Annotated in this window: 29 protein-coding genes; 7 read left to right on the top strand and 22 right to left on the bottom strand. The window is 48.6% G+C overall.

The features are described 5' to 3' along the window. Positions 1 to 77 precede the first annotated feature (77 nt). Together RS881_RS12650 and RS881_RS12645 are read right to left on the bottom strand one after the other, a co-directional pair. Entirely contained in the window at positions 78 to 740 is a 663-nt protein-coding gene (locus tag RS881_RS12650) for a glycoside hydrolase (protein WP_315821404.1), read from the bottom strand. Then, complete coding sequence (locus RS881_RS12645) at positions 668 to 1,621, bottom strand: glycoside hydrolase (RefSeq protein ID WP_315821403.1); 954 nt, start codon at positions 1,619 to 1,621, stop codon at positions 668 to 670. Before RS881_RS12645 ends, RS881_RS12650 begins: the two co-directional genes overlap by 73 nt. 1,664 nt (positions 1,622 to 3,285) lie before the next feature. On the opposite strand from RS881_RS12645, the gene RS881_RS12640 reads away from it, so the two are divergent. From RS881_RS12640 to RS881_RS12625, 4 genes are all read left to right on the top strand, one after another. Then, complete coding sequence (locus tag RS881_RS12640) at positions 3,286 to 3,708, top strand: hypothetical protein (protein WP_315821402.1); 423 nt, start codon at positions 3,286 to 3,288, stop codon at positions 3,706 to 3,708. Positions 3,709 to 3,794: 86 nt separating this feature from the next. Next, positions 3,795 to 4,136 (top strand): hypothetical protein, encoded by a 342-nt coding sequence (locus RS881_RS12635; protein ID WP_315821401.1) that lies wholly within the window; start codon positions 3,795 to 3,797, stop codon positions 4,134 to 4,136. A gap of 335 nt (positions 4,137 to 4,471) precedes the next feature. After that, positions 4,472 to 4,852: a hypothetical protein gene (locus tag RS881_RS12630; RefSeq protein ID WP_315821400.1), complete on the top strand. Its 381-nt coding sequence runs from the start codon at positions 4,472 to 4,474 to the stop codon at positions 4,850 to 4,852. 118 nt (positions 4,853 to 4,970) lie between these two features. Continuing rightward, positions 4,971 to 6,257 carry a hypothetical protein gene (locus RS881_RS12625; RefSeq protein ID WP_315821399.1) on the top strand — a complete coding sequence of 429 codons (1,287 nt, stop codon included), beginning with the start codon at positions 4,971 to 4,973 and terminating at the stop codon, positions 6,255 to 6,257. A 472-nt stretch (positions 6,258 to 6,729) separates the two neighbouring features. Here the strand turns inward: RS881_RS12625 and RS881_RS12620 are convergent, their stop codons facing one another. From RS881_RS12620 to RS881_RS12545, 16 genes are all read right to left on the bottom strand, one after another. Beyond that, on the bottom strand, positions 6,730 to 8,052 hold the full coding sequence (locus RS881_RS12620; protein ID WP_315821398.1) for a DUF8487 domain-containing protein: 1,323 nt from the start codon (positions 8,050 to 8,052) through the stop codon (positions 6,730 to 6,732). After that, positions 8,000 to 9,277: a glycoside hydrolase family 2 protein gene (locus RS881_RS12615; RefSeq protein ID WP_315821397.1), complete on the bottom strand. Its 1,278-nt coding sequence runs from the start codon at positions 9,275 to 9,277 to the stop codon at positions 8,000 to 8,002. Before RS881_RS12615 ends, RS881_RS12620 begins: the two co-directional genes overlap by 53 nt. An 8-nt stretch (positions 9,278 to 9,285) precedes the next feature. After that, complete coding sequence (locus RS881_RS12610; RefSeq protein ID WP_315821396.1) at positions 9,286 to 9,462, bottom strand: hypothetical protein; 177 nt, start codon at positions 9,460 to 9,462, stop codon at positions 9,286 to 9,288. A gap of 411 nt (positions 9,463 to 9,873) precedes the next feature. Then, the gene (locus RS881_RS12605; RefSeq protein ID WP_315821395.1) at positions 9,874 to 11,553 is read right to left on the bottom strand and encodes a glycoside hydrolase; all 1,680 of its coding nucleotides are present in this window, start codon (positions 11,551 to 11,553) and stop codon (positions 9,874 to 9,876) included. A 232-nt stretch (positions 11,554 to 11,785) separates the two neighbouring features. Continuing rightward, positions 11,786 to 11,971 carry a RagB/SusD family nutrient uptake outer membrane protein gene (locus RS881_RS12600; protein ID WP_315821394.1) on the bottom strand — a complete coding sequence of 62 codons (186 nt, stop codon included), beginning with the start codon at positions 11,969 to 11,971 and terminating at the stop codon, positions 11,786 to 11,788. Beyond that, on the bottom strand, positions 11,947 to 13,371 hold the full coding sequence (locus RS881_RS12595; protein ID WP_315821393.1) for a RagB/SusD family nutrient uptake outer membrane protein: 1,425 nt from the start codon (positions 13,369 to 13,371) through the stop codon (positions 11,947 to 11,949). Before RS881_RS12595 ends, RS881_RS12600 begins: the two co-directional genes overlap by 25 nt. 28 nt (positions 13,372 to 13,399) lie before the next feature. Then, positions 13,400 to 14,071: a hypothetical protein gene (locus RS881_RS12590; RefSeq protein WP_315821392.1), complete on the bottom strand. Its 672-nt coding sequence runs from the start codon at positions 14,069 to 14,071 to the stop codon at positions 13,400 to 13,402. Positions 14,072 to 14,115: 44 nt separating this feature from the next. Continuing rightward, positions 14,116 to 15,465, bottom strand: coding sequence for a SusC/RagA family TonB-linked outer membrane protein (locus RS881_RS12585; RefSeq protein WP_315821391.1), 1,350 nt, complete (start codon positions 15,463 to 15,465; stop codon positions 14,116 to 14,118). Between the two features lie 17 nt (positions 15,466 to 15,482). Next, complete coding sequence (locus RS881_RS12580; protein ID WP_315821390.1) at positions 15,483 to 15,692, bottom strand: hypothetical protein; 210 nt, start codon at positions 15,690 to 15,692, stop codon at positions 15,483 to 15,485. Beyond that, positions 15,652 to 16,251 (bottom strand): TonB-dependent receptor plug domain-containing protein, encoded by a 600-nt coding sequence (locus RS881_RS12575; protein ID WP_315821389.1) that lies wholly within the window; start codon positions 16,249 to 16,251, stop codon positions 15,652 to 15,654. The genes RS881_RS12580 and RS881_RS12575 overlap by 41 nt, the downstream gene beginning before the upstream one ends. After that, positions 16,242 to 16,403 carry a hypothetical protein gene (locus RS881_RS12570; protein WP_315821388.1) on the bottom strand — a complete coding sequence of 54 codons (162 nt, stop codon included), beginning with the start codon at positions 16,401 to 16,403 and terminating at the stop codon, positions 16,242 to 16,244. Before RS881_RS12570 ends, RS881_RS12575 begins: the two co-directional genes overlap by 10 nt. A gap of 4 nt (positions 16,404 to 16,407) precedes the next feature. Next, positions 16,408 to 16,557, bottom strand: a complete 150-nt coding sequence (locus RS881_RS12565; protein ID WP_315821387.1) for a hypothetical protein — start codon at positions 16,555 to 16,557, stop codon at positions 16,408 to 16,410. 65 nt (positions 16,558 to 16,622) lie between these two features. Next, positions 16,623 to 17,195 (bottom strand): cadherin repeat domain-containing protein, encoded by a 573-nt coding sequence (locus RS881_RS12560; protein WP_315821386.1) that lies wholly within the window; start codon positions 17,193 to 17,195, stop codon positions 16,623 to 16,625. Next, on the bottom strand, positions 17,177 to 17,503 hold the full coding sequence (locus RS881_RS12555) for a hypothetical protein (RefSeq protein WP_315821385.1): 327 nt from the start codon (positions 17,501 to 17,503) through the stop codon (positions 17,177 to 17,179). The genes RS881_RS12560 and RS881_RS12555 overlap by 19 nt, the downstream gene beginning before the upstream one ends. After that, complete coding sequence (locus tag RS881_RS12550; RefSeq protein WP_315821384.1) at positions 17,448 to 17,657, bottom strand: hypothetical protein; 210 nt, start codon at positions 17,655 to 17,657, stop codon at positions 17,448 to 17,450. Before RS881_RS12550 ends, RS881_RS12555 begins: the two co-directional genes overlap by 56 nt. Before the next feature lie 20 nt (positions 17,658 to 17,677). Further along, positions 17,678 to 18,388 carry a hypothetical protein gene (locus tag RS881_RS12545; RefSeq protein WP_315821383.1) on the bottom strand — a complete coding sequence of 237 codons (711 nt, stop codon included), beginning with the start codon at positions 18,386 to 18,388 and terminating at the stop codon, positions 17,678 to 17,680. 675 nt (positions 18,389 to 19,063) lie between these two features. Here RS881_RS12545 and RS881_RS12540 point away from each other — a divergent pair. Continuing rightward, positions 19,064 to 19,225 carry a hypothetical protein gene (locus tag RS881_RS12540; RefSeq protein WP_315821382.1) on the top strand — a complete coding sequence of 54 codons (162 nt, stop codon included), beginning with the start codon at positions 19,064 to 19,066 and terminating at the stop codon, positions 19,223 to 19,225. A gap of 52 nt (positions 19,226 to 19,277) precedes the next feature. On the opposite strand, the gene RS881_RS12535 is transcribed toward RS881_RS12540, so the two are convergent. The 4 genes from RS881_RS12535 to RS881_RS12520 all read right to left on the bottom strand — a co-directional run bounded on the left by RS881_RS12535 (position 19,278) and on the right by RS881_RS12520 (position 24,013). Further along, positions 19,278 to 19,910, bottom strand: a complete 633-nt coding sequence (locus tag RS881_RS12535; RefSeq protein WP_315821381.1) for a hypothetical protein — start codon at positions 19,908 to 19,910, stop codon at positions 19,278 to 19,280. Positions 19,911 to 20,187: 277 nt separating this feature from the next. After that, positions 20,188 to 21,723: a DUF5107 domain-containing protein gene (locus tag RS881_RS59380; RefSeq protein WP_350340118.1), complete on the bottom strand. Its 1,536-nt coding sequence runs from the start codon at positions 21,721 to 21,723 to the stop codon at positions 20,188 to 20,190. Further along, positions 21,696 to 22,262: a DUF5107 domain-containing protein gene (locus tag RS881_RS59375; RefSeq protein ID WP_350340117.1), complete on the bottom strand. Its 567-nt coding sequence runs from the start codon at positions 22,260 to 22,262 to the stop codon at positions 21,696 to 21,698. Before RS881_RS59375 ends, RS881_RS59380 begins: the two co-directional genes overlap by 28 nt. Before the next feature lie 407 nt (positions 22,263 to 22,669). Then, positions 22,670 to 24,013, bottom strand: coding sequence for a sugar porter family MFS transporter (locus RS881_RS12520; RefSeq protein WP_315821380.1), 1,344 nt, complete (start codon positions 24,011 to 24,013; stop codon positions 22,670 to 22,672). Positions 24,014 to 24,082: 69 nt separating this feature from the next. On the opposite strand from RS881_RS12520, the gene RS881_RS12515 reads away from it, so the two are divergent. Beyond that, positions 24,083 to 24,424 carry a cupin domain-containing protein gene (locus RS881_RS12515; RefSeq protein ID WP_315825057.1) on the top strand — a complete coding sequence of 114 codons (342 nt, stop codon included), beginning with the start codon at positions 24,083 to 24,085 and terminating at the stop codon, positions 24,422 to 24,424. Continuing rightward, complete coding sequence (locus tag RS881_RS12510) at positions 24,349 to 25,050, top strand: AraC family transcriptional regulator (protein WP_315821379.1); 702 nt, start codon at positions 24,349 to 24,351, stop codon at positions 25,048 to 25,050. The genes RS881_RS12515 and RS881_RS12510 overlap by 76 nt, the downstream gene beginning before the upstream one ends. The last annotated feature ends 414 nt before the right edge of the window (positions 25,051 to 25,464 follow it).

The following is a 25,464-nucleotide window of genomic DNA, read 5'->3' as shown; positions in this document are numbered from 1 at the left end:
GCCGGGCGCACTATTGAGGTAAAGCTCAATATCATCAAACTCGCACCAGGTGTTGCTAATCCCATCAGAATAAATACCTATTTCGCATTGTGCATTGGTAACATTGATATTGGTGATGGTGACCTGGGTCCAGGCAGCGGAACGGGGTATATTGGTGGTAAGGGCACTGCCACCATAATTTTTGCACCCAGGTAGCATTGCAACTGACGGCCACTTGATTTGACCCAGGCTTTGGCGGTATAGGTGCCATTGGGAATACCGGTGATCAACTGGTAAGTATATACCTGGTAAGCAGACCCGGAATAATGGGCGCCTTCCATACCAGTGGAAGTGCGGTATACCTGGGCGGTGCTGCCGGTGGCGCCAAATAAATTGAGGTTGATGGAATAGGCTTTATCGGTCAGGGAGCTGTTGTTGATGACGAGGGCAATGGTATCGTTGGTAGGATTGATAGCGGCCAGGGAAGCGGCCTCACTGCTGGCAATGAGGGTATAGCCGGGCTTGATGAACCTGGATACCTGCATGCGGTTGTAATAATTGGGTATTTTGGCAAAAGTGGCATTGGAATCGTATTGTATATGGCACCAGGTATTGCCCAGGTCGCCATACTGCCAATCGCACCACACGACGGGCTTCAGGTTGCGCATGTCCTTAATGAGGGCATCGGTCATGTATAAGTTATTGGCAAAACCATCGCCGGGAATACTGCCCAGCCCCAGGGGCCTGATTCGGACTGCCATAAACGTTTCTGGTATTTCTTTACGGTATCGTACAATTGCTGGTACTGTACTATGGAATCCAAATGGGTATAGGCATGCACATTGACCTGGCTTATTTTGGAGAGGATGTTATTGGCCGCAAATACATTCAGCTCGTTGATGGTTTCGCGGGGATTGCTGGCATCCATGGCGCTGAGGGTACAATAGCTCAACATGGTTTTTGACTGTAGCTTGCTGTACACTTCATTGAATATACTGACCTGGTTGGCCGAGGAAAAATGGCAACCGGCCTGTCCACCATTTACATACCACCAGCCAGAGCTGGGTTCATTGATGGGTGCCAATGTTCTAAAAGTAATGCCGTAATTGTCGTGGTAATATTTTACTACTTCGGTGAGGTAATCGGCAAAATCATCATAATAGGCGGTCTTTAAATTATCGGTACCGCCTGTATTGCCGGCTGTACAACCGCTGTTGGTCATCCAGTAGGGAGGTGAATAAGCAATGGCCTCAAAAATACAATCGCTTCTTTTTGTTTTTAGCTTCAGGAGGATCTTGCGCTGGGTAAGATCCCTGGTAAAATCATAAGGGCCTGCTTCGGTGGTCTTGTAGCCCTGCAACTGGGCGCTGTACCGGAAATGGTTGTGGGCAGGATTTTCTTCCCCGGCAATGTTGAAGCGGAACACATTCATGTTTAAACCAGTGGGGCTGGTAAGCCAGGTGCATAAGGTGTCTATTTTGTCATCGGACCAGCCACCGGCCACATTGGCCCACCAGGCCAGTGACACCCCCCAGCCTTCGATGGTTTGGTAGCGGCTATTGGGATCAACGACGAGGTTGGTTTGGGAAATTCCGGGCAATACATAGGCAATCATCCATACGATGAGTACAGTTTTTTTCATAATGGCAAGTTTGGTAATGAAGGGATGAAAATAACATTATGAAAATATTCAGGATACTGATTTTATACAATAGCTATAATTGTGGAAATAATGGATATTCTTATGGATCACTGATTGAATCGCTGATACGCTGATTAGAATACGGATTACGCTGATTGAGGCGCAGATTGAATCGCGGATTATGCGGATTAGAATGAATTTCGCAGATGAATGGAATGATATGAGTCCGCTACACGCAGTGCCGCATACGCGCCAGTAATGGTAATAAGATTGGATTGGTTTAGCCCCAAGGGCTTTTTTGTTCTTTTACCAGGGTGCCTGGCGGCCCTTTTTCTATGTTCTTTTGCCTTGATGCAAAAGAACCAAAAGATCAAGTCTGGCCCGATCGCTCCGCGCGGCCAGACGGGCCTACTCCTCCCCTGTGTAAGGTTGATTATTGTTTTAGGCGACCCTTGGTAGCATTGGGGTTAGTTGTTGTGGTTTCAGGGTGTGAGGTTGGTTATTGTTTTAGGCGACCTGTAGGTTTGAATGACTGGTAAACTTACTGTTCGGTTGGGGTACCAGGACGCCGGCGCACCGGGGTTTTCTGATGAAGGTGAGCCGCTCTACAGCGCTGCATACGCCAAGGCTGCAGAGCGACCCACCTTTAAGCGGCAGCTTGTGCCAGGGGCAGTTTTTCTGTTCTTTTGCAAGCTCCTTCTGTTCTTTTGCCTTGATGCAAAAGAACCAAAAGATCAAGTCTGGCCCGATCCTCCGGGCGGCCAGACTGGCCTACTCCTCCTCCTGTGTAAGGTTGGTTATTGTTTTAGGCGACCTGTAGGTTTGAATGACTGGTAAACTTACTGTTCGGTTGGGGTACCAGGACGCCGGCGCACCGGGGTTTTCTGATGAAGGTGAGCCGCTCTACAGCGCTGCATACACCAAGGCTGCAGAGCGACCCACCTTTAAGCGGCAGCTTGTGCCAGGGGGCAGTTTTTCTGTTCTTTTGCAAGCTCCTTCTGTTCTTTTGCCTTGATGCAAAAGAACCAAAGATCAAGTCTGGCCCGATCGCTCCGCGCGGCCAGACGGGCCTACTCCTCCCCCTGTGCAACTTTGGTTATTGTTTAAGGCGACCCTTGGTAGCATTGGGGTTAGTTGTTGTGGTTTCAGGGTGTGAGGTTGGTTATTGTTTTAGGCGACCTGCGGGTTTGAATGGCTGGTAAACTTACAAGTCGGTTGGGGCACCAGTACATCTACAGGGCCAAGGCTAAGTATTTTAAATACGAAATAAATCGTACATTGAAGCTTCAATTAAGAACCGTGAAAAAAACCGTCTTATTAATTTTTATACTGCTCCTATTTGAGTATTGTTTTTCGCAACGTACATCACCCGCTTGTTATATAACCCCTATTACAATCGTTGATGTAAAGAATGGGAAAATCCTTCACGACATGACAGTTGTAATTACCGACAGCGTCATATCAGCCGTCGGGTCATCCAAGAAAATCAAGCTACCTCATGACGCTAAGATCTTTAATGGCAAAGGTAAATTTATTATCCCCGGGCTTTGGGACATGCATGTTCATCTAGGAAATGCGACTGGTTATTCTTTGCCACTATTTATTGCAAATGGAATCACCGGAGTCAGGGATATGGGTACTAAAAGTTTTGATTCAATACAGCTATGGAGGAATCAGATTCATTCGGGTCTAATTACAGGCCCGAGGATTGTTTCCTGCGGGCCAATTTTGAATGGGGAAAATCACTGCCCGACTATCAAATTGGCGTTACTACTACTGAATACGCCAAGCATGTAGTGGATTCGCTTGTTTCGCTCGGCATTGATTTTATTAAAGTACACGGCGGACTCACCAGAGAAGTGTATTATGCTATCGCCAGCGAATGTTCAAAACTTCACATTCCCTTTGCAGGTCATGTTCCCGCATCCAGCACGGCCGTTGTCATTTCAGGTGAAGAAGCTGCCGAAGCCGGCCAACGCTCCCTGGAACACATGCTTGGAATTCCTTTTGCCCGTGATACCATAAAAGAATTTCAAAATATTTACCCTACCGAAGAAAGCCTAAAACGTCTTTTTCTGTACTTATAAAACACAGAGTTAATGTTACCCCGACACTTTCAGTGTATGCTGTTCCGCCGAATTACAAGAAGATCTTACAAAGGCAGGATTCCTTAATGAAATACATTTCACCTGAGCTTATATCCTTCTGGAATAGCCAAACTGGTGACTGGTCCAAAAGGGATAAATGGTTTATGGACTGGATGTTAAAAGCGAGGGCAAATATGGTTTTACCGCTATTTAAAGCAGGTATTTCGATTCTGGCAGGAACTGACACCGGCTTCCCTTATGTACTTCCGGGATTTGGTTTGCATGATGAATTACAATATTTGGTTGCGGCAGGACTCAGCCCTTTAGAAGCACTTCAATCAGCTACTATCAATCCCGCCATTTTTTTGGAAAGCAAAACAAATTGGGTGCTATTGAAAAAGGGCACCTGGCAGACCTTGTTATATTAAATGCCGACCCAACTCAAAACATTGAGAATCTACGATTGATTGATGCTGTTGTCGTGAATGGAGAAATGTATGACAGACGGGCACTTGATATTGTATTGACAAATGTCACAACCCGGTTAAGCCCAATAAAATAAGGATATATTGGATAGGCGTTTACTTCAGATTTTGATGATAGAAACTCAGTTGTTGAGAAAAACATTGAAAAAGGAATCAAAGAAAACTGCAACAATAAATGGAAAGACAGGCAAGCACCAGACAAAAGTATTTGTAAAAGCAAGGCTGGACAATCAATGAATTCCCTGCCTTCGTAAATATCCCAACATTGTACGCAATTTATGAAACAGCATATCTTTTTAATTAATGTTCTATTTGTTTTATTATTCATTAACAAACAGTCTTGCGGACAAAACGGTATAACACCCGGACATTCGATCGGTCAGGTATCGGTAGCAGGCGATTTAATCGTGATCGAGTTGCACAGTGCAGCGCTTGGGGAATCGAACCTGTTTGATCTTGCCGGCCGCACGCTTCGATTTAGTAAAGCCGGTTCCAGCTACCATGTGACGAATGAGCCTTTACGATGGGACACCACCTATGGTGTGGAATTCACCGGTGCTGACGTCAGGCTTCAGCGGTTCACGTTTCCCTTTCAGGGCAACGGTGGAGTTCATTTTCCGTGGGGGCGTCGGGCTCCATTCGATTCGGTCCGTCACTGAGCGTGGGTGATATCGATGCGTACGGTCGCCCTGATGGCGGAATCGCTTCGGCCATTGGACGATTTGACCATCTCGCTGAAGTGGCCCCAGTCTGGGTGAACGTGCACCAGCCATTTGCGTGTTTCTGAAGCCCAGGATGTCCGGCACGCGCTACGTGCGGGAGTTGGCTGATCGCCTCGTCATCACATGGGATCTCACCGAATCATTCGGAGGATATTTGGATTTTTCCTGGTTCCCCACGACCAATATGTTTCAGGCTGTCCTGCACCGCGACGGCTCAATCGAGATGTCGTACAAGACCATGGCAGCGAAAGACGGCATCGTGGGGATTTACCCAATCTTATCGGCGGGTAAGCGTATGCAATCCATTGACCTGTCCAGTCTGACTCCGAAGAGCGGTCCGTTCGCAGCGTTGTATGAGTCGTTTCATTACCTGAGGCCGCCCCGACCACAGGATCTTTCCTGCACAGTCATTCAGGCGCTGGGCGACAAGTTCGATTTTCTCGCCTACTATTCGGATTTCCGGATCGACAACCAGGAGGCCAGCAGCCCGAGCGATGGGCCGATTGGTGGCAAGGTCACCGGGATCGGGGATACCAAACAAGCTCAAACGAAACCGATCCTCGGGAGCCGCTGCACGGGTGGGCGATTTCAGCTCGGCCTGTATCATCCAATCTTTGTCGGTGCGAACGAAATGCAAGAGAGCCCGCCCGACAATGCGCCAGGCGGAAATCCGAAAAATATTGCGTTCTATACAGGCCCGCTCGGACAGGCGACACCCGACGGGAAGCCCCGTCCATACAATTATGCCGTTGGGCATCTCGGTCATGAGATCGGACACCGCTGGTCGGCATATGCTACTGCCCATGTGAATGGCGAGACGATCAAGCTCGGAACGTGGCCCCATTGGGATCCCGGATTGGAGGCACGGGTGGCGTATCCTTATTCACTGCCTCTGGAGGCTTCCACCCAAGGTGGAAGTGCGTGGCAAGACAATCCCGACGGCACGTTCACCAAATTGCGCGATGGCTTTTTTGTACCTGCCTCGGGGTACTCCTATCTCGAACTCTACCTGATGGGATTGATTGCCGCCGCTGAGGTGCCCGACTTCTACCTCGTGAGGCCGCTTATGCAGATCGGCACGGATGCAAACGGACGTCCCATCTTCAAGGGCCAACGAATGAGGATTACGATTCAAGACGTCATCGCCGCGGAGGGTCCGCGCTTACCCGACGTCAATCATTCCCAGCGACATTTCAACACCGGGATCGTGGTGATCGTGGAGCACGGTCGAAAGCCAAGTGCTGAACTCATTAACCGAGCTAACGGTATCCGGCGGCAGTGGATTGACTACTGGGCCATCACGACGGGACATCGTTCATCGATGACGGTCGATCCACACTGACGAACCCAGCGGCGCAATCATAGAAATTATAGGAGATAACTTAATATTTTCACCTGATCCATTATTTAATGTGGTAACTGCTACACGCAGGGCCGGGCCGCATACTAGTGCTAACAAATTTGGATGACAGTTCCTTACGCCAGGTATTGTAAGTGCCTTGAAAGGGGGCGGCTTTTGGGTTCTTTTGCCTTGATGCAAAGGAATCAAAAGATCAAGTCTGACCCGATCCCTCCGGGCGGCCAGACGGGCCTACTCCTCCCCGAGTGTAGGGTTGATTACTTACTATTGGCAACCTGCTGGCTGGCGCTAACAGAGGATTAAAGCTATTTCACAGATGAAAGGCAGGAGGAGGCGGAGGGTTTGAAACAGGTTCAACAAGACATTGAGGCAAGGAGGTAACAGCCAGGGTGAGCCGCCCTGCAGCGCAACAAGAGCAGGGCTTGAGGGCGACCCACCTTAGTGATCAAGCTGATTATTTAAAATAGTTTTGAATGGTGGCTGGTTGTACATTGACCTGGGGTTTGAAAGCAGGGCTGTTCATGTATTGCAGGAGGCTGTATCTTAATTGCCGGGCTTGTGGACGTTGATCTAAGTTGGATAAAATATCAATGGCTGAAACAATCAAGCTGCCTTTGCCCACCTTCGCTTCAAACAGGTTGGTGAGGTGATGGTTGCGTACAAAGTTATCGATCACCCGCACAATAATGGCTTGTTGTGGCAGGCTATCGGCAACCAATGTTTTGCTGTGTATGGCAAGATCCCACCACTGCCAATCGCTGTGAAAGGAAGTAGGGAAACTGGCCAGGGCTTTGTGTTGCTCATTGATCAACAATCCCATGGTGCCGGGCTGGTTGGGAAAATGTACGGGACTCCAAAATACAGGGACAAATTTACCGGTAATGCCTTTTAAGGTATCGGGCAAGGGACATAATAATACTTTACGGCCCTGCTGCAATGCCTGCAGGGCTTGATCAACAGCAGAGGTAACCAGTACGTCTTTGTTGTTCCCGGGTAAAGCTGCCGGATATACCCATATATGCCACTCATTCCGGTAAGAGGTACCTGCTACAGCTACTTCAACGGTTAATTGACGGGCCAGGCTGACGGCAGACAGGTTGTAGTTAATTTCACCGGCCGGCAGGCAATTGCCAATAGGGTATTGCCGGGATGTTGTGGTACCGGTTTTTAATACGGCGCCCTTGTTGTCTTTAATCGTCCACCGTAATACGGCATTGGGTAATGGCTTATAAAAGTTGGCCAGCTCGATGGTGGCGTTGAATGTTTCGGCATTGGTATAAATGGCTTTGGGGAAACGCAGCAAGGGAGTCAGCTCGCTGCAATACTGTCTGAATGCTGCCGGGGTTAAAAATCCCTTGGCTTCCCAGAATGCATTGAGCAAACCTACGAGGGCAGTACCCTGCCCGGGGAAGTCCTGCAACTGCAACAACTGGAATCCGTCAAAACCTTTGGTTTTATACGCGCGTTCTATTTCTTCTTTGTACAATAAGGTAGCAAACTTGCCGGTTGCTTTGAGATAAGCGGGCGCCAGTTGCAGCATGGCTTTTTTAGTGAGATCGTTCCTGATACCAATCATATTCTGCGGCAAGAGGTTGCCTTTGTATCTGGCTATCTCCTGCATATCGGGGAAGACGGAGTATTGTCCAATCTCATGTGAAATGATGGGAATATCCAAACCGGCTATGGCAGCGGTATAGTCTTTTGAAAAATTGGGCGCTTCATCATTAAAAACGCCCTGTCCTCTTACCCACCCTTTTTTTGGTCCATTGGGTGACATAGTAATCGTCCTGTGGCTGAGGCAAGCCGGTCAATTCTTTTTGAAAGGTAAAGGTGGTGGTACTGTACAGGTGGCGGTTGTCTTTTGCTTTGAGGGTAGCCACGAGGTTGTTGAGCTTACTGAAATCGCCTTCCAGTTCATTGCCCATGCTGAAGAAGAGGAAGGAGGGGTGATTGCCATAGGTATCCAGTATGCGGTGGGCTTCGCTTTCGAGAAAGGCAAAGGAGGCGCTATCCTCTCCTACGTTCAGGCTCCAGTGTGGTAGTTCGACCTGCAAATAGAAACCCAGTTCATCGGCGGCTTCAAAAGCAGCAGCGGGCGGGCACCAGCTATGGAAACGAAAGCTGTTCAAGCCGTAAGACTTGGCGGTGGTGAACAAGGCTTTCCATTCTTTCAACTGCATGGGAGGATAACCTTTCAAGGGGAAGATGATGCATTCCAAGTTGCCTCTTATAAATATCCTGTTGCCGTTGAGGTATAGATCGCCTGCCTTGGTAGTCAACTCGCGCAGACCAAAGGAAGACCGTACGGTATCGGTACCTGCTGCTGATTTCAGAACGGCAACGAGTTGGTAAAGCTGTGGGTTGAACTCGTTCCAGTTTTGTGCATTTTTAGCAAAGGGAATCTCAGCTACTGTAATGCCATCCAAGACGCCTGAGTTGACAACACCTATTGGCCAGGATCTGCCGGTTGCAGGATTCACTACGGCAAAAGCGATGTTGCCATTTTGGCCAGCGGGGTTGTTTACTTTGTATCGAATGTGCAGCTTTTTGTTTTGCAGGTCGGGCCGGATAATGATGTGCTCAATGTGTACCTGTGGGCGGGCAGTGAGGGTTATATTGCCCAGGATGCCATTCCATTTTATTTGGGTATGGTTGGTATAGGCATGGGCCATTTCGCTGCTTTCTTTGGCCGGGTATTGTTTTGCATATACGTTGATGCCGGGATGAATATTTTCATTGTCAACACAAATAAGGAGTTGCTGGGTTTTACCAGGTTTGATGTAAGTGGTCAGGTCGTATTGATGTGGTGTAACGAGGCTCTCCTGGTTTTCTTTTACAAGCACGCCATCTATCCATACGGAGGATGACCACAATACGCGGCCGAGTGTTAAACTGATCTGTTTGGATTGCCAGTTGGCCGGTACTGTAAAACGCCTGGTATAATACGCTTTGCCAATGAATTGCACTTTACGGGCCAGGTGGGCCAGGGCAGCAATATCCAAGGAGGGCGCTACTGTATTTTTGTACCGATGCCTGCATCATCCAAAGTGCCTGGCAGGTGAATGGAATGGGCCGGTGCATCGGGCGAAGCCAGGCTTACTTTCCAGTTGCCAGCCAAGGATAATTCTTGTGCACGCACATTACCAATGCCTAAAGCGGCTACCAGCATCAACAGAAAATACTTCATATAAGAAATCGTTTAATCAAGGAAAAAGTTGCGTCACCTATGGCGCCGCATTGAATACATCATATTTTTTTCTACAAAGCTGTGGCACCTAAAGGCGCCAATGGAAGGCAGCGGCTTTGAAATAGGCGTCACCAGCCAGCGGCTGGCGAGTGCCGGATTCTGTGATTCAGGATGAGCCGCCCCTGGAGGGTATCGACAAGGTACCAGTTTACCGCCGATGTTTGTAGCCGGAGGCTACGGAATAGCCTCATCCCGCCAGGCGAGCGAGTGCAAGAAGGCGGTTTTGACAACCAGGGTGAGCCGCCCTTAGAGACCCACCCTAAGACGGTTTTCCCGTCAGCTGGCGGGACTCCACCTGACATCGTAGACAGCATACAATCTGACATTTGTTTCTTGTTTTCACACGCCTGGTTATTTATAGGTACCTGTAAATGTAACAATGGACTTCGCGCCGATCTTAATGTTTTCGCCCGCTGCCGATTCAGTGAATTGTAATTCCTTGTTATCGGAAGTGGTATAGGTTTTTAGTTGGGCGGTGGCGAAATTCAATCCGGCCAGTTTGATCTTTTCACCGGTATTGCTCATATTGATCACCACAATGACCAGCTCTTTGGTAGTGGGATTCTTGTAGGCCGAGATCATCAATTTGGCAGCCGCGGTTTGTGGACTTGTAATGCCCTCAATAGTCGCCTCTACCCTGATCATACCGGGCCTTACAAAACGGGAATAATTACCCAGGGCCCACAACATTTTGGATTTATAGACGAGGCCATCATTTTTGGTAGCAGGCAGCTCACCCATATTGCCATTTGCATCAGCCACATATACCAGTCCATCTTTGTAATCGGAAGGACTGATGCCCAGCCACCACTGCCAGGAGCTGGCATTGGCAATGGCGAGGTCGGTATGGATCACGCGGGCGATGTACAGGGCTGCATTGATGCCGAGGTCGCGGCCGCCACCGGCTATATTGTCTTCGTCGCTCAGGATGCAATATTCGGATTGCCAGTAATTCAATCCCTGGTTGGCTGCGGTTACTTTATTGGCCAAACTTTGGCGGTTGGAGATCAAAGAAGCCATATCGGGCTGTGAAAAATAACTGTGGCTGCTGATGATCTTTTCCACGCCACTCATGGAGCCGATATAACCAGGGCTGGTGGGATTCCAGAAATAATTGATGACATCGCTGCGGTTTGGGTTGCCTGTAATGGGGCCATAGGCATAGCTGTGCTGAGCCACTTCGCCAATGGCCAACTTTGAGGTAAGGGATTTATTGGTGAGTTGAGTTTGCAGTTCTTTGATGAGTTGGAATGCTTCGGCATTGGTTGCAGAAGAACCTTCCTGGCTGGCTTCGGATCCTCCTTTGGCGGTCCAATCCCATTGTGGTTCATTGAAAGGACTGATGTATTGGATGGGAATACCTGCCTGTGTATAGTTCTTGGCTACCTCTGTGAGGAAGTCGGCCAGGTCATCGTATTTATCGGCCTTCAAATTCAGCTTGCCCAATTCTGCTCCCCCATCGCCAAAAGCCAATCCATTCTTTGCCATTTGAACAGGGGGTGCAATGGAGAATAGCAGGAAATTCTCTACACCTCTTGCTTTGGCAGCCTGAGCAAACCAACGGTTTCCCGCTTGTTTGTTCCAGTCGTATACACCCGCTGCATTTTGAAAGCATTCTTCGCGCCTCCATTCGGAGCTGATCTTACTGGCCGCACCTTGTTCATAACTACCGGCCCCCACATTGATGCGCCACATGGAAAGGCCAATGCCTTTGGGATTACCATTGGCATCAAGGTCTTTACTGAACAAGAGGTCGGCTATCTGGTTGCGTTTGTCCAAGGGCCAGTTCTTACCAATGAATTTAACGCCCCAGCAATCGGAAGCGCCAAAACTGTGGATGGTTTGCTTTTCGCTGCCCAGGCTGATGGTTGCTTTCAAGGAAGCATTGGCCGCGCAGGTATCCACGCCATTGTAGATACAAGGGTTTACCGGATCGGGCGGCGGTGTGGGCGGGCCAAATTTGTTACAGGCCAGCAGGCAGAGTGCGGCTATCAAATTGATCATCATATAAAAATAGGTTCTGGTTTTCACGTATTATAATTTTAGAATTTGCGGTAGGGTTGTGCGCCTATGGCGCACAAAACTCCTTAAATACATTTTTCTATAAAGCGGGAGCCCCTATAGGGGCTCGTCGAAGCTGGCTTGCTACAACAAGCCGGAGGCTTGTAAATACACTCACTCGCCGGAGGCGAGCGAGTGAAGCGGAAACTCTCTTAATCAGGGTGAGCCGCCCCTGAAAGGGCGACCCACCCTTGACGTATTCTTAATACCCCGGGTTTTGTACCAGGGCGCTGTTGGCATTGATGGCGCTGGCCGGGAAGGGCCATAATTCATTGATGCCTTCTTTAAAATAATACCCTTTATTAATGGCCTCCCGGTGGCCGGCTTTTTCAATAGGGTCGGTGCTGGTGGTGGTATTGTACTTTACAAAAGTTCCATTGGGTCCCATGAGCAGGGCAATGAGTTTTTGCCGTTGATGGTAATGCGACGAATATCGTCCCAGCGGAAGGTGCCTTCCCCTGCCAACTCCAGGCGGCGCTCATTCCAGATGGCCAGCTTCAGGGCATCACTGCTGATGCCTGTTTTATCGGCCAGGCCTACGCGCGTCCGCACCTTATTAAGGGAGATCAGGGCCTGGGGTTCTTTGTTGTTGAAAGCGGAAGCTTCGGCATGAATGAGGAGTACCTCGGCAAAACGCATTTTGAGGTCATTATAGGGCCAGGGTGATCCTACGCGTTTATTTAATGGAATATAAAACTTTCGATAATAACGGAAAGAGGTATGGGCGGGTTTACCGCTGATGAGGTGGGATGGGAAAATGCGGGCAGGCAATTCATTGTCGACCACTTCGCCGGCCTTGTTGATGGTGGCTTTGCGGCGTACGGCATCGCCTTCGGCCAGGTAGGCATTTTCCAGATCGCTGGTCAATCCAAACCATCCCCAGCCCCCATCAACGGTGGCCGCACCGGTTACTTCGGCTGGTATGGGACCATTGCCAAAACCTACAGCATTCTTATAATTCACTTCAAAAAGGCTTTCAGTGCCATTCACATTTTCGGGTTCAAATATTTTACTGAAAGTAGTTTCGAGTTTGTATTTGTTGGATGCGATGATGGTTTGGGCAGTGGTCTCGGCATTTGGATAATCGCCATTGAATAAATAGGCTTTGGCCAGGAATCCCAGGGCGGCGCCTTTGGTGGCACGGCCTATATCGGCACTGCCATATTCATCTCTCTCCGGCAATCCGGCGCTGGCTTCCTGCAGGTCTTTGTAGATCTGTTTGTAGATATCGGCTACAGGTGTTTTGGGCAGGAACAAGGTAGCATCGTTGGCATCGAAGGTATTGTGCATTACATCAGCGCCAAAATGCTTGACCAGTTCAAAGTAGAACCAGGCGCGCAGGAATTTGGCTTCTGCCATATACCGGTTCCTGGTCCCTTCGGGCAGGGTCTTTACTTTTTCGAGGGAGGTGATCACAAAATTGCAGTTGCGCACACCCTCGTGCATGTTCTTATAGAAGTAATCGATATAAGAATTATTGGGGCTAACACCGGTAAAATCACAAACGCCTAGCTCGGCGGGGCGGTCCTGGTAGTCGTTGGCGCCCCATCCATTGTCGGTACTGGATTCCATTAACAGGCGGGGAAACAAGGCCTGGTTCCAATCGCCTCCATTGACATAGGCATAGCAGGCATTCAAGGCAGCCCGCGCATTTTCCGGATTGTCGAGTGATCCCGATTGTGGGTTGACGCCAATCAGCTCCCGGTCGAGGAAACTTTTGTTGCAACCTGTTATTATTAGCAGGATCAATGCGATGAGCGCGGTAACTATCCTGTTTATTGTATTCATACAAACGCTTTTAATAAAATGAAATAATTTATAAGCCAATGGCCAATCCAAAAGTGGCGGCCTTGCGGGTAGGTGATTGTGACAGATCGAAGCCAGGGGCCAGCAAACCAAAATCGGTATTGAATATTTCGGGATTCAATCCTTTGTAACTGGTGAAGGTGGCAATGTTTTGCAGGTTTACATAGACCCTTAGACGGTTGATGTGTAATTTTTCGGACAACCGGGGACTTAGGGTATAACCGAACTGCACATTGTTTAACCTGAAATAATCACCATTCTCAATGAACCAGGAGTTGGACGATTTGAGGTTGTTGTTGGCATCCTGTGCATCGTTGATGAAGCGGGGGTAAGCGTTGGTGAAACCTTCGCCACTCCAGGCTTTGTTGAGTGAACCTTTGAATACATTGGAGCCCAGGGCACCCATTTCAAACCATTTCTTGGCTACCCAAAATACTTTGTGTCCAAAGCGGCCGTAACCGGTTACTGCCAGGTCGAACCCTTTGTATTCTACGCGCAGGTTGATACCTATTTCCAATTTCGGATAGGCATTGCCCATAACGTGTTTGTCCTTTTCGTTGATCATGCCATCGCTGTTGAGGTCGGCAAATTTGAAATCACCGGGTACAGCATTGGGTTGGATCTTGTTGCCATTCTTATCGGTATGGGCATTTATTTCAAACCAGTTTTGGAATACGCCCAATACTTCATAGCCATAGAAGTTGCCCAGCAGGCCACCTTCTTTTTCTACCTTGATGAGGCTGCCGCCAAGATCTTCCCCACCCTATAAGAACCTTGTGAGGTAGCCAGGATGGGTACTTTGTTGGTGCCGAGTTCGTTGAGGTATACGCGATTCCTGGACAGGTTAACGCTTACATCGTATACCAGGCCATTCTTCAGTTTGTCTTTATAACCCACTACAGCTTCTATACCTTTTACTTCCATGGTGCCCAGGTTGTACCAGGAGCCGCTGCGGATACCCAGGTCGGGGCGGCCAGCATCGTCAAAGAACAATACGTTCTTTGATTGGCGGTTGTATACTTCGAGGTTTACGTACAGTCTGTTCTTTAACCAATAGGATTCGATGGCGCCATTGATATCCTGTGTGGTTTCCCATATCAGGCCGGGGTTGCCTGGCCTTGCCAGGGCCAAAATGCTGGAAGGCGCACCACCAATTACATAATAGTTATTGGGGCCACCGTAACTCACGATGCGGGTGCTCAACAGATCGAGGCCTACTGAAGGATCGTTGAAGGAGGCGTTGCCCACGGTGCCATAACCACCGCGTATTTTGAGGAAGGAAAGTTGTTTGAGGCCTTGTGCAAACTTTTCATTGGATACGATCCAGGACCCGGAGACGGAAGGGAAGGTACCATACTTGTTGTTGGCCGGGAAACGGGATGACCCATCTCTACGTACGGATGCTTCGATAAAATATTTGTTGGCGTATTCGTAGTTCAGTCTACCGAAGTAGGACAGCCAGGTTTCTTTATAGCGGCTGCCGTCGGCGCTGATAAAGTTATTGGGTGAGGTGGATAAAATAGGTGTACCAGCATTGCTGGGATTCCACAAGCCCGGCTGATCAACTGGTATGTAGGCACGACCGGTGGAATTGTTGGCGCCACTTTCTTTTCTCGATTCGGTACCGATCAACAAATTGAACCGGTGATCGCTGCCGATGGAGTAGAAGTAGTTGGCGGAGTTGGTAATACGCCAATCCACATTGTACCTGCTGGAAGAATAAGCGCGGGAGGCATATAGGTAATTGTCTTTTGTTTGATCGGGTTTGGAAGCCACGCTGTCGTAGTTCTGATCGCGGGCGCCAAAAGCATTGTTATAAAAAGGTGGTGAATAAGAACGGGAAAATGTATTGCCGGTATTGATGCCTACCTGGCTGCGCAGGGTGAGGTTCTTGATAGGGGATATATCTACGTGCACATCACCGATGAGACCAATAAAATAATTCCAGTTGTGGCGTGAGCGGGCCAATACAGCTACCGGGTTGGCATTTCTTTCAATGAAGGAAGCGGAGTATTGGCTGTATTCATTTTGGCCGGGCCTGCTCACAAAAATAGGCAAGGTAGGTTCGGTACGCATGGCGGGCATGAGATCACCTAATCCTGAGTTTTGCCAGTTCTCCCACCGGGGTACAGGCTGGTACCTGCTTTGATAAAGCGGTTGGGTTTAAAATCTATGTTGACCCTGGCGGTAGCGCGTTGGGTATGGCCATAGTAATAAGGACCTTCGGTACGGTAATAACCCAGGCTGCCATAGGAAGTGAGTTTATCGCTGCCGCCGCTCATGCTGATGTTGGCGTTGACCACATTGGCAGGCTTTACAACGGTGCCCCACCAATCGGTATTTTGGGCCCAGGTGGGTACGGTGTAATTGGAAAACCTTTTTCTGTATCTCTATGTATTCGTTGGCATCGGCCATGTTGGGGTTTTTATAAAACTCTGTTCCATAGTTCACATTGGCTTCGGTTTGTGTTTTACCGGCTTTGCCTCTTTTGGTGGTGAGCACAATTACGCCGCCTGACGCATCGCTTCCATAAATGGCAGCAGCAGCGCCGTCCTTCAAAATGTCGATGGTTTCAATATCGTTTACATTCACCAGGTTGAGGTTGGCCCGGCCCAGGTTGATACCATCCATGATGATGAGGGGATCGGTATTGGTGTTGAGGGTGGTAAACCCGCGAATCAAAATTTTAGGGTATCCGTTGCTGGTATTGGTAACCTGTACGCCGGTGGCCTTACCTTGTAATAAGGTACCGAGGTTATAGGCCGGCTGGTTTTGGATATCCTTGCCGCGCACGGAAGCAATGGAAGAGGAAACGGCGATGCGCTTGCTTTTGCCATAACCTTTATCTACAATCACCTCCACATCGGCCAGGTTGGTGGATTTGGGGTGAGTACAATATCCATATTGGCTGCAGCAGGTAGTTCTTTTGATTCGTACCCTATGTTGGAGATGATGATTATGGCGCCACTGCTTACTTTCAAAGAAAAATAACCATCCTGGTTGGTGGTGGTCACGGCCTTACCATTTTTCGGTAATGGTAGAGCCGGGCAAGGGAGTGCCTTCGGGTCCTTTTACCTGGCCCCGGGTGTTGACCTGGGCAAGGGAGTTGGTGGTGATTGCAAGCAATAGAACAGCCAGGCAAGCAGCCAACTTTGTTGTGATCTTCATAACTATCTTTTTGAATTTATTGCTTTTCAAATTTGCTTCTGTTTAAATAGGTATCGAAGGTTACCTTATAGGTAACGGTGTAGACGAGATGGGGAAAGGGCCACCGGTATTGCCGCCATTAAAAACGGCAGCTTCGGGATCGGTGCCGCTGTCGAACCGCCAGAAATTGGTCCATCCATTGTTGGTGGTAAAAATGAAAGAGGCTTCTGTATAGGTTTGGCCAGGGGTACACCCAATTTCAGTGTTTTGGTAAACAGGTAAGGGTTCACAGGGTCCTTATCCATTAAGATCAGATCAGGCATTGTGTTTTGCCACAACATATTGGGGAATTCATAAAACCCCTGACCTGCCAGGGCTACCTGGGGGTAAGCATTGGCTGGATTGGGGGTGGGTAAAGGGGTTACGGAATAGGTAAGGTTGAGGGTATGGAAATTGATCTTGTAATAGCCAATGGCGGGCAATATAATGGGTTGTGCATTGGCGTAATCGCCGGTAAGCTTTGCATTGTTGGCGGGATCGATACCATACATGATGGGCTTGAGGGCTGTTTTGCCTGGAATGAACCATATTTTGGTATTGGCCGCCGCTGCATAATAAGTGGCTTCGTAGGTATAGGAAGTTAGTTTTTTGATGAGCATGGGCAGGCCAAAAGATCGTTGGTGAGCCTGGCCGGGTTGGGATCATCTACCAGGTACATCTTCGGGGAATCGGCATTGAGGAGTATCTTGAATTGAGCCGCGGTTTCCTTGTTGCCTACATTGGTAGCAGTCAGGGTAATGCTGTGAATTTTATTGGCGGCGGTATCGGGCATCCGGAACTTATACCGTACGTGGTATTGGCGGGGATAATTGCTATCCTTCAACGTAACGGTATTGTACAGGTACCAATCGTCATAACGCAGGGTAAAAGACTTCAGTCCTACTGAATCGGCCAGGTCGGCTTCCATAAAATTCCCCGCCCAGTGAGGTGATCACGATATCGTTGGATACGGTGATCCTGGGCGGATTGGGTGCATCGGGCAGTTTTTCGCCGTCTTTCTTACAGCCTGTTATGAGGAGGAGTAAGAAGATCGTAAAGAGATGGGGTGTGCTATTTTTCATACTGCAGTGTTTTGAATGGTTTATTGTCTGATGGCTTGTACGCGGCCTGTATAGGTATCGAAGGTGAACAGGCAGGTAACGGGCGTGGTGGTAATAGGAATATCGGTATTGGCGCCGGCATTAAAAACAGCCAGCTCGGGGCTAAGGGCATCATCGAAGCGCCAGAAATTGGTCCAGCCATTGTTGGTGGTCAGAATGAATTGAGCGGTGTTATAAGTTTGTCCGGGTGGTGTGCCTAGTTTAACCTGTTTGGTGAAGAGGAATTTGTTGACGGGGTCTTTGTCCATCAGGATGAGGTCGGGCAGGGCATTCTGCCAGTTCATATTGGGAAAATCATAGAAGCCCCGGCCTACGATGGCTACCTGGGCCTGGGCATTGCCCGATGGGGTAAAGTTTTCTACGGTATAGGTAAGCAGCAGGGTATTGACGGTGATTTTATAATATCCTTTAGCGCCCAGTGTAATGGGGAGTGATTGGCTGCCTGTGGTGAGGAGTTTTTGGGGATTGGCCGGATCGAGGCCAATGGCTACGGGTGTAAAGCTGGTTTTATTGGGAATAAAACGCAGTTTTATATTGGCGGTGCGGGCATAATAGATGAGTTGGTAGGTATGTGATCCTGTTTTATCCATCACCATGGGTACGCCAAACAGGTCGGTACTTAAAGCAGCGGCATCGGCTACATCGGCCAGGTAAAGTTTATTGTAATTGAGGTCCTGCAAGCCCACTTTCACTTCTGTAAAGTTGGTAGCGCCTTGCTTGTCGGTAGCCTTGATGGTTACAGCATGGATCTTCAGACCTGCATTGGCCGGTATGAGGATGGACTCACTTAAGGAATAGGACTTGGGATTGGGGAAGCTGGTAATGGTTTTGGCAATGTTCCAGGGCTGGTAAATGAGCTCAACTTGTTGCAGCTCGTTGGCTGCCTGGATGGTTGTTTTGGCAGTAATGGTTTTGCCGGTACTGTCGATGATAAAATCGGATGTTTCGGTAAATACAATGGTTTGTGATGGGGGCCGTAAACCGGCGCACCACTTTCATCCTTTTTACACTGTACCCCTAACAGGCAAAGGCATAAAAGCGGCAGCAGGTGATAGGTTACTTTTTCATATTGGCGTTATAAATGTGTACAAGCGTTAACGCCGGCAGCCAGGAATAGTAGTTGGGTAGTAGTAAGCCTCCGGCTTACTCATTCAACTCACTCGCCGGAGGCGAGCGAGTGTGAGCGAGTGAATACCCAAGTTGGTACTATAGAAAGGATAAGGCAATACTAATCGCAAGCAACCGGAAACAGAAACAGTTTGATAGGTATAAGGTTACGGAATCTGGTTTTGCATTGGATAATGAAAGGTTTGGTTGGGTCAGGATAATACTTTGTTCATTTCTTTTCGTTTTATATCGAGCATGGCTTGGTGAAGGATAATGCCTTCGTGGGCAGGATCAAGCGCCAGTCCTTGTTTGAATTGTTCAGCGGCCTGCTCCCATTGTTGCAAGCCCAGGTAACCCAGTCCCTGCAGAAAATGGCAATGGATGTTGTTGCGCTGATCGAGGTCATCATCAAATACGGTTAGATCGGGCAGGGAAACGGCAAAATAATCCAGCTTAACCTTCTTATTGCTATGCTCACTGCCATAACGTACCAGGTTGTTGAACCGGGTATGGGCTGCTTCTTTTACCCAGCTTCATCAGGGCCATGCCCTGGTAAAAGATCTTATCAGGCTGCTGGTCGTTGTAGAAAAATGCCTGGGCAGGTACTTCCAATCCAACAGAAGCGCGGGTAAAATATTCCAGTGCTTTTTCGGATTGGTGCAAAGCTGTATATACCACGCCCATCCAATAATGAATATCATTTTCCTGGGCACCATAGAGTTTGCCTTCTCCCAGGCCATCCGGGTATTGTTGTGCTTGTTGCAGCCAGGTCAGCGCTTCTTCCCATTTGCTTTCCTGGATGGCCTGGCGGGCCAGTTCTACATGAATGAAAATATGGAGACGGGAGGTCTTCCCTTCCCCACCCTCCCAGGGATGGAAATTGCGTGCTGCCAATAATTGTTGGGCACTTGCATATTGACCGGTGAGGGCATGCAGTAGTACATACTCTGTATAGAGGTCGTCGCGCTCTGCCACCAGGTGTTCATATTGTTGTAAGTAGGATAAACGGTCGGCAGGCTGTTTGTTAAAGCGTTTGTGCAATTGGTCCAATTCAAACAATACACGGGCATCAAGCTCATCGCAGGCAAAGGCTTTTTCAAAAGCCACCAGTGCCTTTTCTTTTTGTTGAACTTGTTGTAGTAAGCGATGCCCAGGTTTCTATGGGCGGTAGGGAAGGTATCGTATAGGGCGGTTGACTTTTTCCAGCAAGTGCCGGCATCGTCATAACGCCGTTTGGCGTAATAGAAATTGCCCATATAATAGAGGGCCTTGTAATCTTCGGGATTGAGCTCCATGGCTTTTTCCAATACCTCCATATCTTCCAGGCGATTGGGGAATACGGCATCGGGCGAACATTCAAAGGCATCGATCACCCAATCTTTGGCTACGGTGTGATTGTCACTGTGGGCTGCATAAAAGCCCAGGTAATAAAATACCATGGGATCTCTTTTTGCACGGCCAGGGGCAATAGGAGTTGGTAAGCATCGGCATACGCGCCGCTATTGGCATAATCAATGGCTGTTTCGATATAATTAGGACTGGCATCGCGCATGAGCCGCCGGGTATCGGCCAGTACGCCGGAAGCCGCTGTGGCATTGCCTTGTTCTACCAATACTTTGTACAGTTCATTCCGGCTGCCAAAATCAAAATGATCAATGGCCAGTGAAGTGTTGATCCACTGCAGGGCGGTATCATACTTTTTGGTGTGGCGCAGTATGATAGCTTTCAGGTGCCTGGCTTTGAGGCTATGGTTATTTCTGACCAATGATTTTTCCACCAGTTCCAGGGCCTGAGGCCAATTGGCTTTCCTGCTTTCTATCTGTGCCAGCTGTAAATAAGCGGTATCCTGCCAGGCGGCCGTCCAGGTGGATTTGTGGAATACGAGGACTGCCTCCTCATAACGTGCCTGGTATTTTAAGGAGAGGCCCAGGTTGTACAAAGGTTCGGCTTCATAGGCATTGGGATTGTGCCTGGTTAGTTTTTCCACTGCCTTCCTGAAGTAGGGTTCGCTTTTGCGGTACTCACCCCGGCGGAGGTACAGGAGTCCCAGGGCATTGTTGCTGCGGATATCGGAAGGATCGCGGCGAATGGCTTCGGTATAATAATCTTCGGCGGCATAGGTTGCATGGCGGTATTGCTCCAGGTGGAGGCCTGCCAAATACAATTCTTCCAGGGTAGTTATTTCAGCCGGTACCAACATCGGTTTTGCCGGTTCGGGATTGGCTTCTTCCTTGCGGGTAACGGGGCGGTAACTGATCAGCACTTTACCTGCTTCATCAATGACCTCAATGCTGTAATCGGGTTGCGCAGTTACCGGCTGTGGTAATGTAACCTGCTGTCTGAAGGTGGCTGCGGGTGATAGCTCTTTGGTTTGGGTATAGATGGACTTGCCATTTTGCAGGAGGTTAATGGTGACCTTTTGGGCTTGTGTAAGGTACGCACCAATGGTTGCGGTATTGCCCTCTATTTCCAGGTTGACCATGGCATCAATGGAAGCGTTTTTCACATAACCAATCTCTTTATAGGGCATGAAATATTGCCTGAACTCGCGGGCTTCATTGGGCATGATCCAACTAAAATCGGGTTGATTGTCGGTGTATACGCCGCACATCAGTTCAATATAGGGACCATCGGTATCGGTCAACTGACGATCCCAGGCCTGGCCAAAATCGCCTGCGCCCCAGGTCCATTGTTTTTTGCCCGGACTGATGTGGTGATCGGCTATGTGCATCATACCGGCTTTCTTCTGGTGGTGGTAGCCACCGACAAAATTGAAATCGCTGTTGACAGCCATGTACGAAGTGGGCACTGGTATGTTGGTATAACGTGATATATCGGTGCCGGGCGCATAATCCACTTTATAATAGGTGCCTGTAGCGATGGGAAAGGAACTCACGGCTCTTTTGCCATGATCGTACACGGCCTGTACATCAGGCGGAAAACGCTTTGGTAATGCTCATCAACTGCCACGGCAGGATTGGCCCACCACAAAAAGGTTTGTGGGAAGGGGGTTGCATTGTATAGTTTGGCATGCAGCTCAATATAGGCCTTACCCGGATACAATGTGAAACCTAAAGCACACTTGGTACGGAACATGATCTCATATTCATTGACCCAAACGGTTTTACTGCCATCGGCATTTTCTTCGATGGTATAGTCGGTGGGTTCAAAAGTAGAGGGCCGGTGGTGCTGGGGCCAGTTGAATTCAATGCCACCGCTGATCCAGGGACCGGTTAATCCTACCAGGGCGGGTTTGATAACATTGTTGTAATAAATGAAATGGTAATCATTGGTTTTATCATAGGCCATCTGGATACGTCCGCCGAGCTCGGGCAGGATCATTACTTTGAGGTATTCATTTTCGAGGTAGAGGGCGGTCCATTCTTTGGGTTCTTTTTCATCGAACACTTTATCAATTACGGGGTGGGGATATACTACGCCACTGCTGCCCTGGTACACTCTTTTTCGAGGAACATCGGGTTCTTATCGGGTTCTCCAATCTTATAGGTTGGGATGGTTACCAACTGCTTCCATGCTTTGACCTCCATTGGTGTATTGATTTTACTTGTTGAATGCTTGTATGAATGCCGAGCTTCGAGCTACGAGCGGAAAACCTTTTGACTTTTCAGAGGTGACACCTTTCGCTTGCGACGAGAACGAAAGGTGTCACCTCTCTGCTAACCCTTCGACAGGCTCCTTTGACCATGGTGAGCCGCCTTTGGACAGTGCAACAAAGCCCGAGGCTTTGAAATAGGCGTCACCAGCCAGAGGCTGGCGACTGAGCTTGACAAGTTCCTTTGATCAGGGTGAGCCGCTCTTGAAGAGCGACCCACTCTTGAGTCGCCTTCGACAGGCTGACAACAGTCTTAATGTCCTGAAAAAATATTCTCCAGGTCTTCCAGTGATTTGCCTTTTGTTTCTTTCACTTTGCGGCGCACGAACCAAAAGCCCACTAGGCATATACCGGCATAGATATAAAAGGGTGTATAGGCTCCCATATTCCTGGCCAGGATGGGAAAAGTAAATACCAGCAAGGCATAGGAGAGCCATAAGGCGATCACGGCTACTGAAGTAGCTACGCCTCTTACTTTATCGGGAAATATTTCGGATATCAAAACCCAGGTTACAGGCGCCAGTGACATGGCATAGGTGGCAATGGCGGCCAGTAATGTCCAGGCGGCTGCGGGTGATCCGCGCTGTAATAAAAAAGCACTGACCAGGTACAGGAAAGCCAGGCCCGCCGCACCAAATAACATCAGGGGTTTTCGGCCGATCTTATCTACCTGCCACATGGCCAGGAAGGTGAATGCCAGGTTGATGACGCCTACGAAAACGGTTTGCTTTAGTTGATCATCCTGGTTAAAACCCACGCTTTCAAAAATGGTGGTGGTGAAATTGAATACGACATTGATGCCGCAGAACTGTTGGAATACGGCGAGGCCAATGCCGATGATGACAGCCGGTAATACTGATCTCTCCCATACGGCTGCATAATTCACTTTGTTATTGTTGCTGACCACCGGCGCCATGCCCTGCAAGGTATCTTTTGCATAATCGCTGCCACCGATCCTGGCCAGTATCAAAGCCGCTTTGGGTTGGTACCCTTTGGTCAATAACCAACGGGGGCTTTCGGGCAGCCAGGCTACGCCCACCAGGAATAAGAGGGAGGGTACTGCCCCCAACCCCACCATCCAACGCCAGGCATCGGGACCATCATTGCGCAGGGAATAGTTAACGATATTGGTGATGAGGATGCCAATGACAATGGTGAGTTGATTAATGGCTACCATTCTTCCCCGGATGGAGGGAGGTGCTATTTCGGCAATGTACAGGGGTGAAAGCATGGAAGCCATCCCTACGCCAATACCGGCCACCAGGCGGGCGCCAATAAAAACGCCGCGGGTAGTAGCCCATGCCATGGCCAGTGATGATAGCAGGAAAATAAAGGCGGCCATCATGAGGCCTGGCCTGCGGCCATACTTATCGGCAGCAGAACCGGCCACGATACAACCTATGACGCAACCCAATGCCAGGGAGGCGGTGGCGAAACCTTCCCAGTATTCATTGAATGCAAACTGCTCTTTTAAAAAGGGAAGGGCACCTGAGATGACGGCAAAATCGAATCCAAATAAATAACCGCCCAGGGCCGAGATAAAAGAAAGGGCCAGAATATACCCGTGTTTGAAAGGATAACGTGTTGTTTCCATCATGGCAAAGCAGTTGTGATAACAAAAATGGGTTAAATCAAATCAAAGGACAATGGAAAAAAGCTGTAAAAGATGGATATTATTACGAAATTCAACAAATCAAAAAACGGGCATCGCTATTCATTCCACCCGTTAAACAGGATATTCATGGATAAAATTATGAAGCCAGTGGGCGCTGTTGTACGCAAAAAAGAAGGCTTTGAAGGGCAAAGGGCCTGCATTCTTACGCATGCCAAAAGGAACTATTGCGCCAGGCATTCATTTTGCCAGCAGCTTTATATTACGGATATCGGGTATTATCCCACAGCTGCGCTTCATGACCGGGAAAGGAAAAATGGTTGTGCGCAATATATACTAATATATTGTGTGGGGGTGCGGGGTGGTATACGCTTTATAATAAAACATACCCCGTAAGCGCCAATCAGTACTTTATTATACCCGCTGGGGTGGGCCATAAATATGGGGCGGACATGACGAATCCCTGGAGTATTTACTGGGTGCATTTTACGGGGCATCATGCAGGATTTTATCATAAGCTCTTAACGGGCACCACCAATTATGCACCGGCCATTGCTATTGGTAATGCTACCCGGCTGATGTTGTTTGATGATATATTACAGCACCTGGAGTTGATGAACAACAATGACAATATTGTGTACAGCAATAGTTGTTTGTACGCTTTTTTGGCTTCGTTCCAGGTATCGGAAATGAAAATATCGATCAATGAAAATGACCTGATACAGCAGTGTATTGGGTATATGAAAGCCAACCTGCACAAAAACTTACGGCTGGATGAACTGGGTAAGGCGGTGAATTTATCGTCGAGCCATTTATCGGCACTGTTCCGCAGCCGGATGAAGTACTCCCCTATTCACTTGTTTACTTTCTTCAAAATGCAGCGGGCCTGTCAAATGCTGATGGACGGGCATCACAATATTAAAACGATTGCACATAAACTGGGGTATGATGACCCTTATCATTTTTCACGGGTGTTTAAGAATACGATTGGGGTGTCGCCGAAGAAGTTTAAGAAGGAGTAAGGGAGTGATAAGGATTTTAAGGACATAGCAAACCGGGTTTGCTTCCTTAATCATCAGCGATTAAACAAGTGCTAGGTACAATACAATATATAAAGCAAAGAAACGAATCAACAATCCAAAAAACCTGACAATCCATAGCGTTTATCCCTCCATAATAATCAGGTGTTTTAACGGTGACGGTAGTTCATAAGAGATAATAATTTTACATGTTACTTAATGTGAACATTTAAAATTAAAGCTTATGAAAAGACTTAAAAGGCCTGGATGGCCAGGCTATTTATTACGCAACACCCATTTACTTGCCGTTGTAATTATATTGTTCCTCCTGCCTCAGTGTAAGTCTTCTTCACCCCAATTCACAGGCAGGGAAATACCTATTGAATTTGCCCAGGAATTCAGGGATCGATTTGGCTA

The sequence above is a fragment of the Paraflavitalea speifideaquila genome, from assembly GCF_032395985.1.
Taxonomy (GTDB): domain Bacteria; phylum Bacteroidota; class Bacteroidia; order Chitinophagales; family Chitinophagaceae; genus Paraflavitalea; species Paraflavitalea speifideaquila.
Note: the sequence above shows the minus strand (reverse complement) of the source record. Positions and strands in the feature narration are given on the sequence as shown.

What these genes read in the sequence shown, in the direction of transcription:
- RS881_RS12550 (WP_315821384.1), bottom strand. Translation starts at nt 17,657, where the DNA reads ATGAAAAATAGCACACCCCATCTCTTTACGATCTTCTTACTCCTCCTC.
- RS881_RS12610 (WP_315821396.1), bottom strand. Translation starts at nt 9,462, where the DNA reads ATGAAGTATTTTCTGTTGATGCTGGTAGCCGCTTTAGGCATTGGTAAT.
- RS881_RS12565 (WP_315821387.1), bottom strand. Translation starts at nt 16,557, where the DNA reads ATGAAGATCACAACAAAGTTGGCTGCTTGCCTGGCTGTTCTATTGCTT.
- RS881_RS12560 (WP_315821386.1), bottom strand. Translation starts at nt 17,195, where the DNA reads ATGCTCATCAAAAAACTAACTTCCTATACCTACGAAGCCACTTATTAT.
- RS881_RS12635 (WP_315821401.1), top strand. Translation starts at nt 3,795, where the DNA reads ATGAAATACATTTCACCTGAGCTTATATCCTTCTGGAATAGCCAAACT.
- RS881_RS12515 (WP_315825057.1), top strand. Translation starts at nt 24,083, where the DNA reads ATGGATATTATTACGAAATTCAACAAATCAAAAAACGGGCATCGCTAT.
- RS881_RS12640 (WP_315821402.1), top strand. Translation starts at nt 3,286, where the DNA reads ATGGAGGAATCAGATTCATTCGGGTCTAATTACAGGCCCGAGGATTGT.
- RS881_RS12650 (WP_315821404.1), bottom strand. Translation starts at nt 740, where the DNA reads ATGGCAGTCCGAATCAGGCCCCTGGGGCTGGGCAGTATTCCCGGCGAT.
- RS881_RS12630 (WP_315821400.1), top strand. Translation starts at nt 4,472, where the DNA reads ATGAAACAGCATATCTTTTTAATTAATGTTCTATTTGTTTTATTATTC.
- RS881_RS12585 (WP_315821391.1), bottom strand. Translation starts at nt 15,465, where the DNA reads ATGCGTACCGAACCTACCTTGCCTATTTTTGTGAGCAGGCCCGGCCAA.
- RS881_RS12520 (WP_315821380.1), bottom strand. Translation starts at nt 24,013, where the DNA reads ATGATGGAAACAACACGTTATCCTTTCAAACACGGGTATATTCTGGCC.
- RS881_RS12600 (WP_315821394.1), bottom strand. Translation starts at nt 11,971, where the DNA reads ATGGGACCCAATGGAACTTTTGTAAAGTACAATACCACCACCAGCACC.
- RS881_RS12645 (WP_315821403.1), bottom strand. Translation starts at nt 1,621, where the DNA reads ATGAAAAAAACTGTACTCATCGTATGGATGATTGCCTATGTATTGCCC.
- RS881_RS12595 (WP_315821393.1), bottom strand. Translation starts at nt 13,371, where the DNA reads ATGAATACAATAAACAGGATAGTTACCGCGCTCATCGCATTGATCCTG.
- RS881_RS12555 (WP_315821385.1), bottom strand. Translation starts at nt 17,503, where the DNA reads ATGGAAGCCGACCTGGCCGATTCAGTAGGACTGAAGTCTTTTACCCTG.
- RS881_RS12620 (WP_315821398.1), bottom strand. Translation starts at nt 8,052, where the DNA reads ATGTCACCCAATGGACCAAAAAAAGGGTGGGTAAGAGGACAGGGCGTT.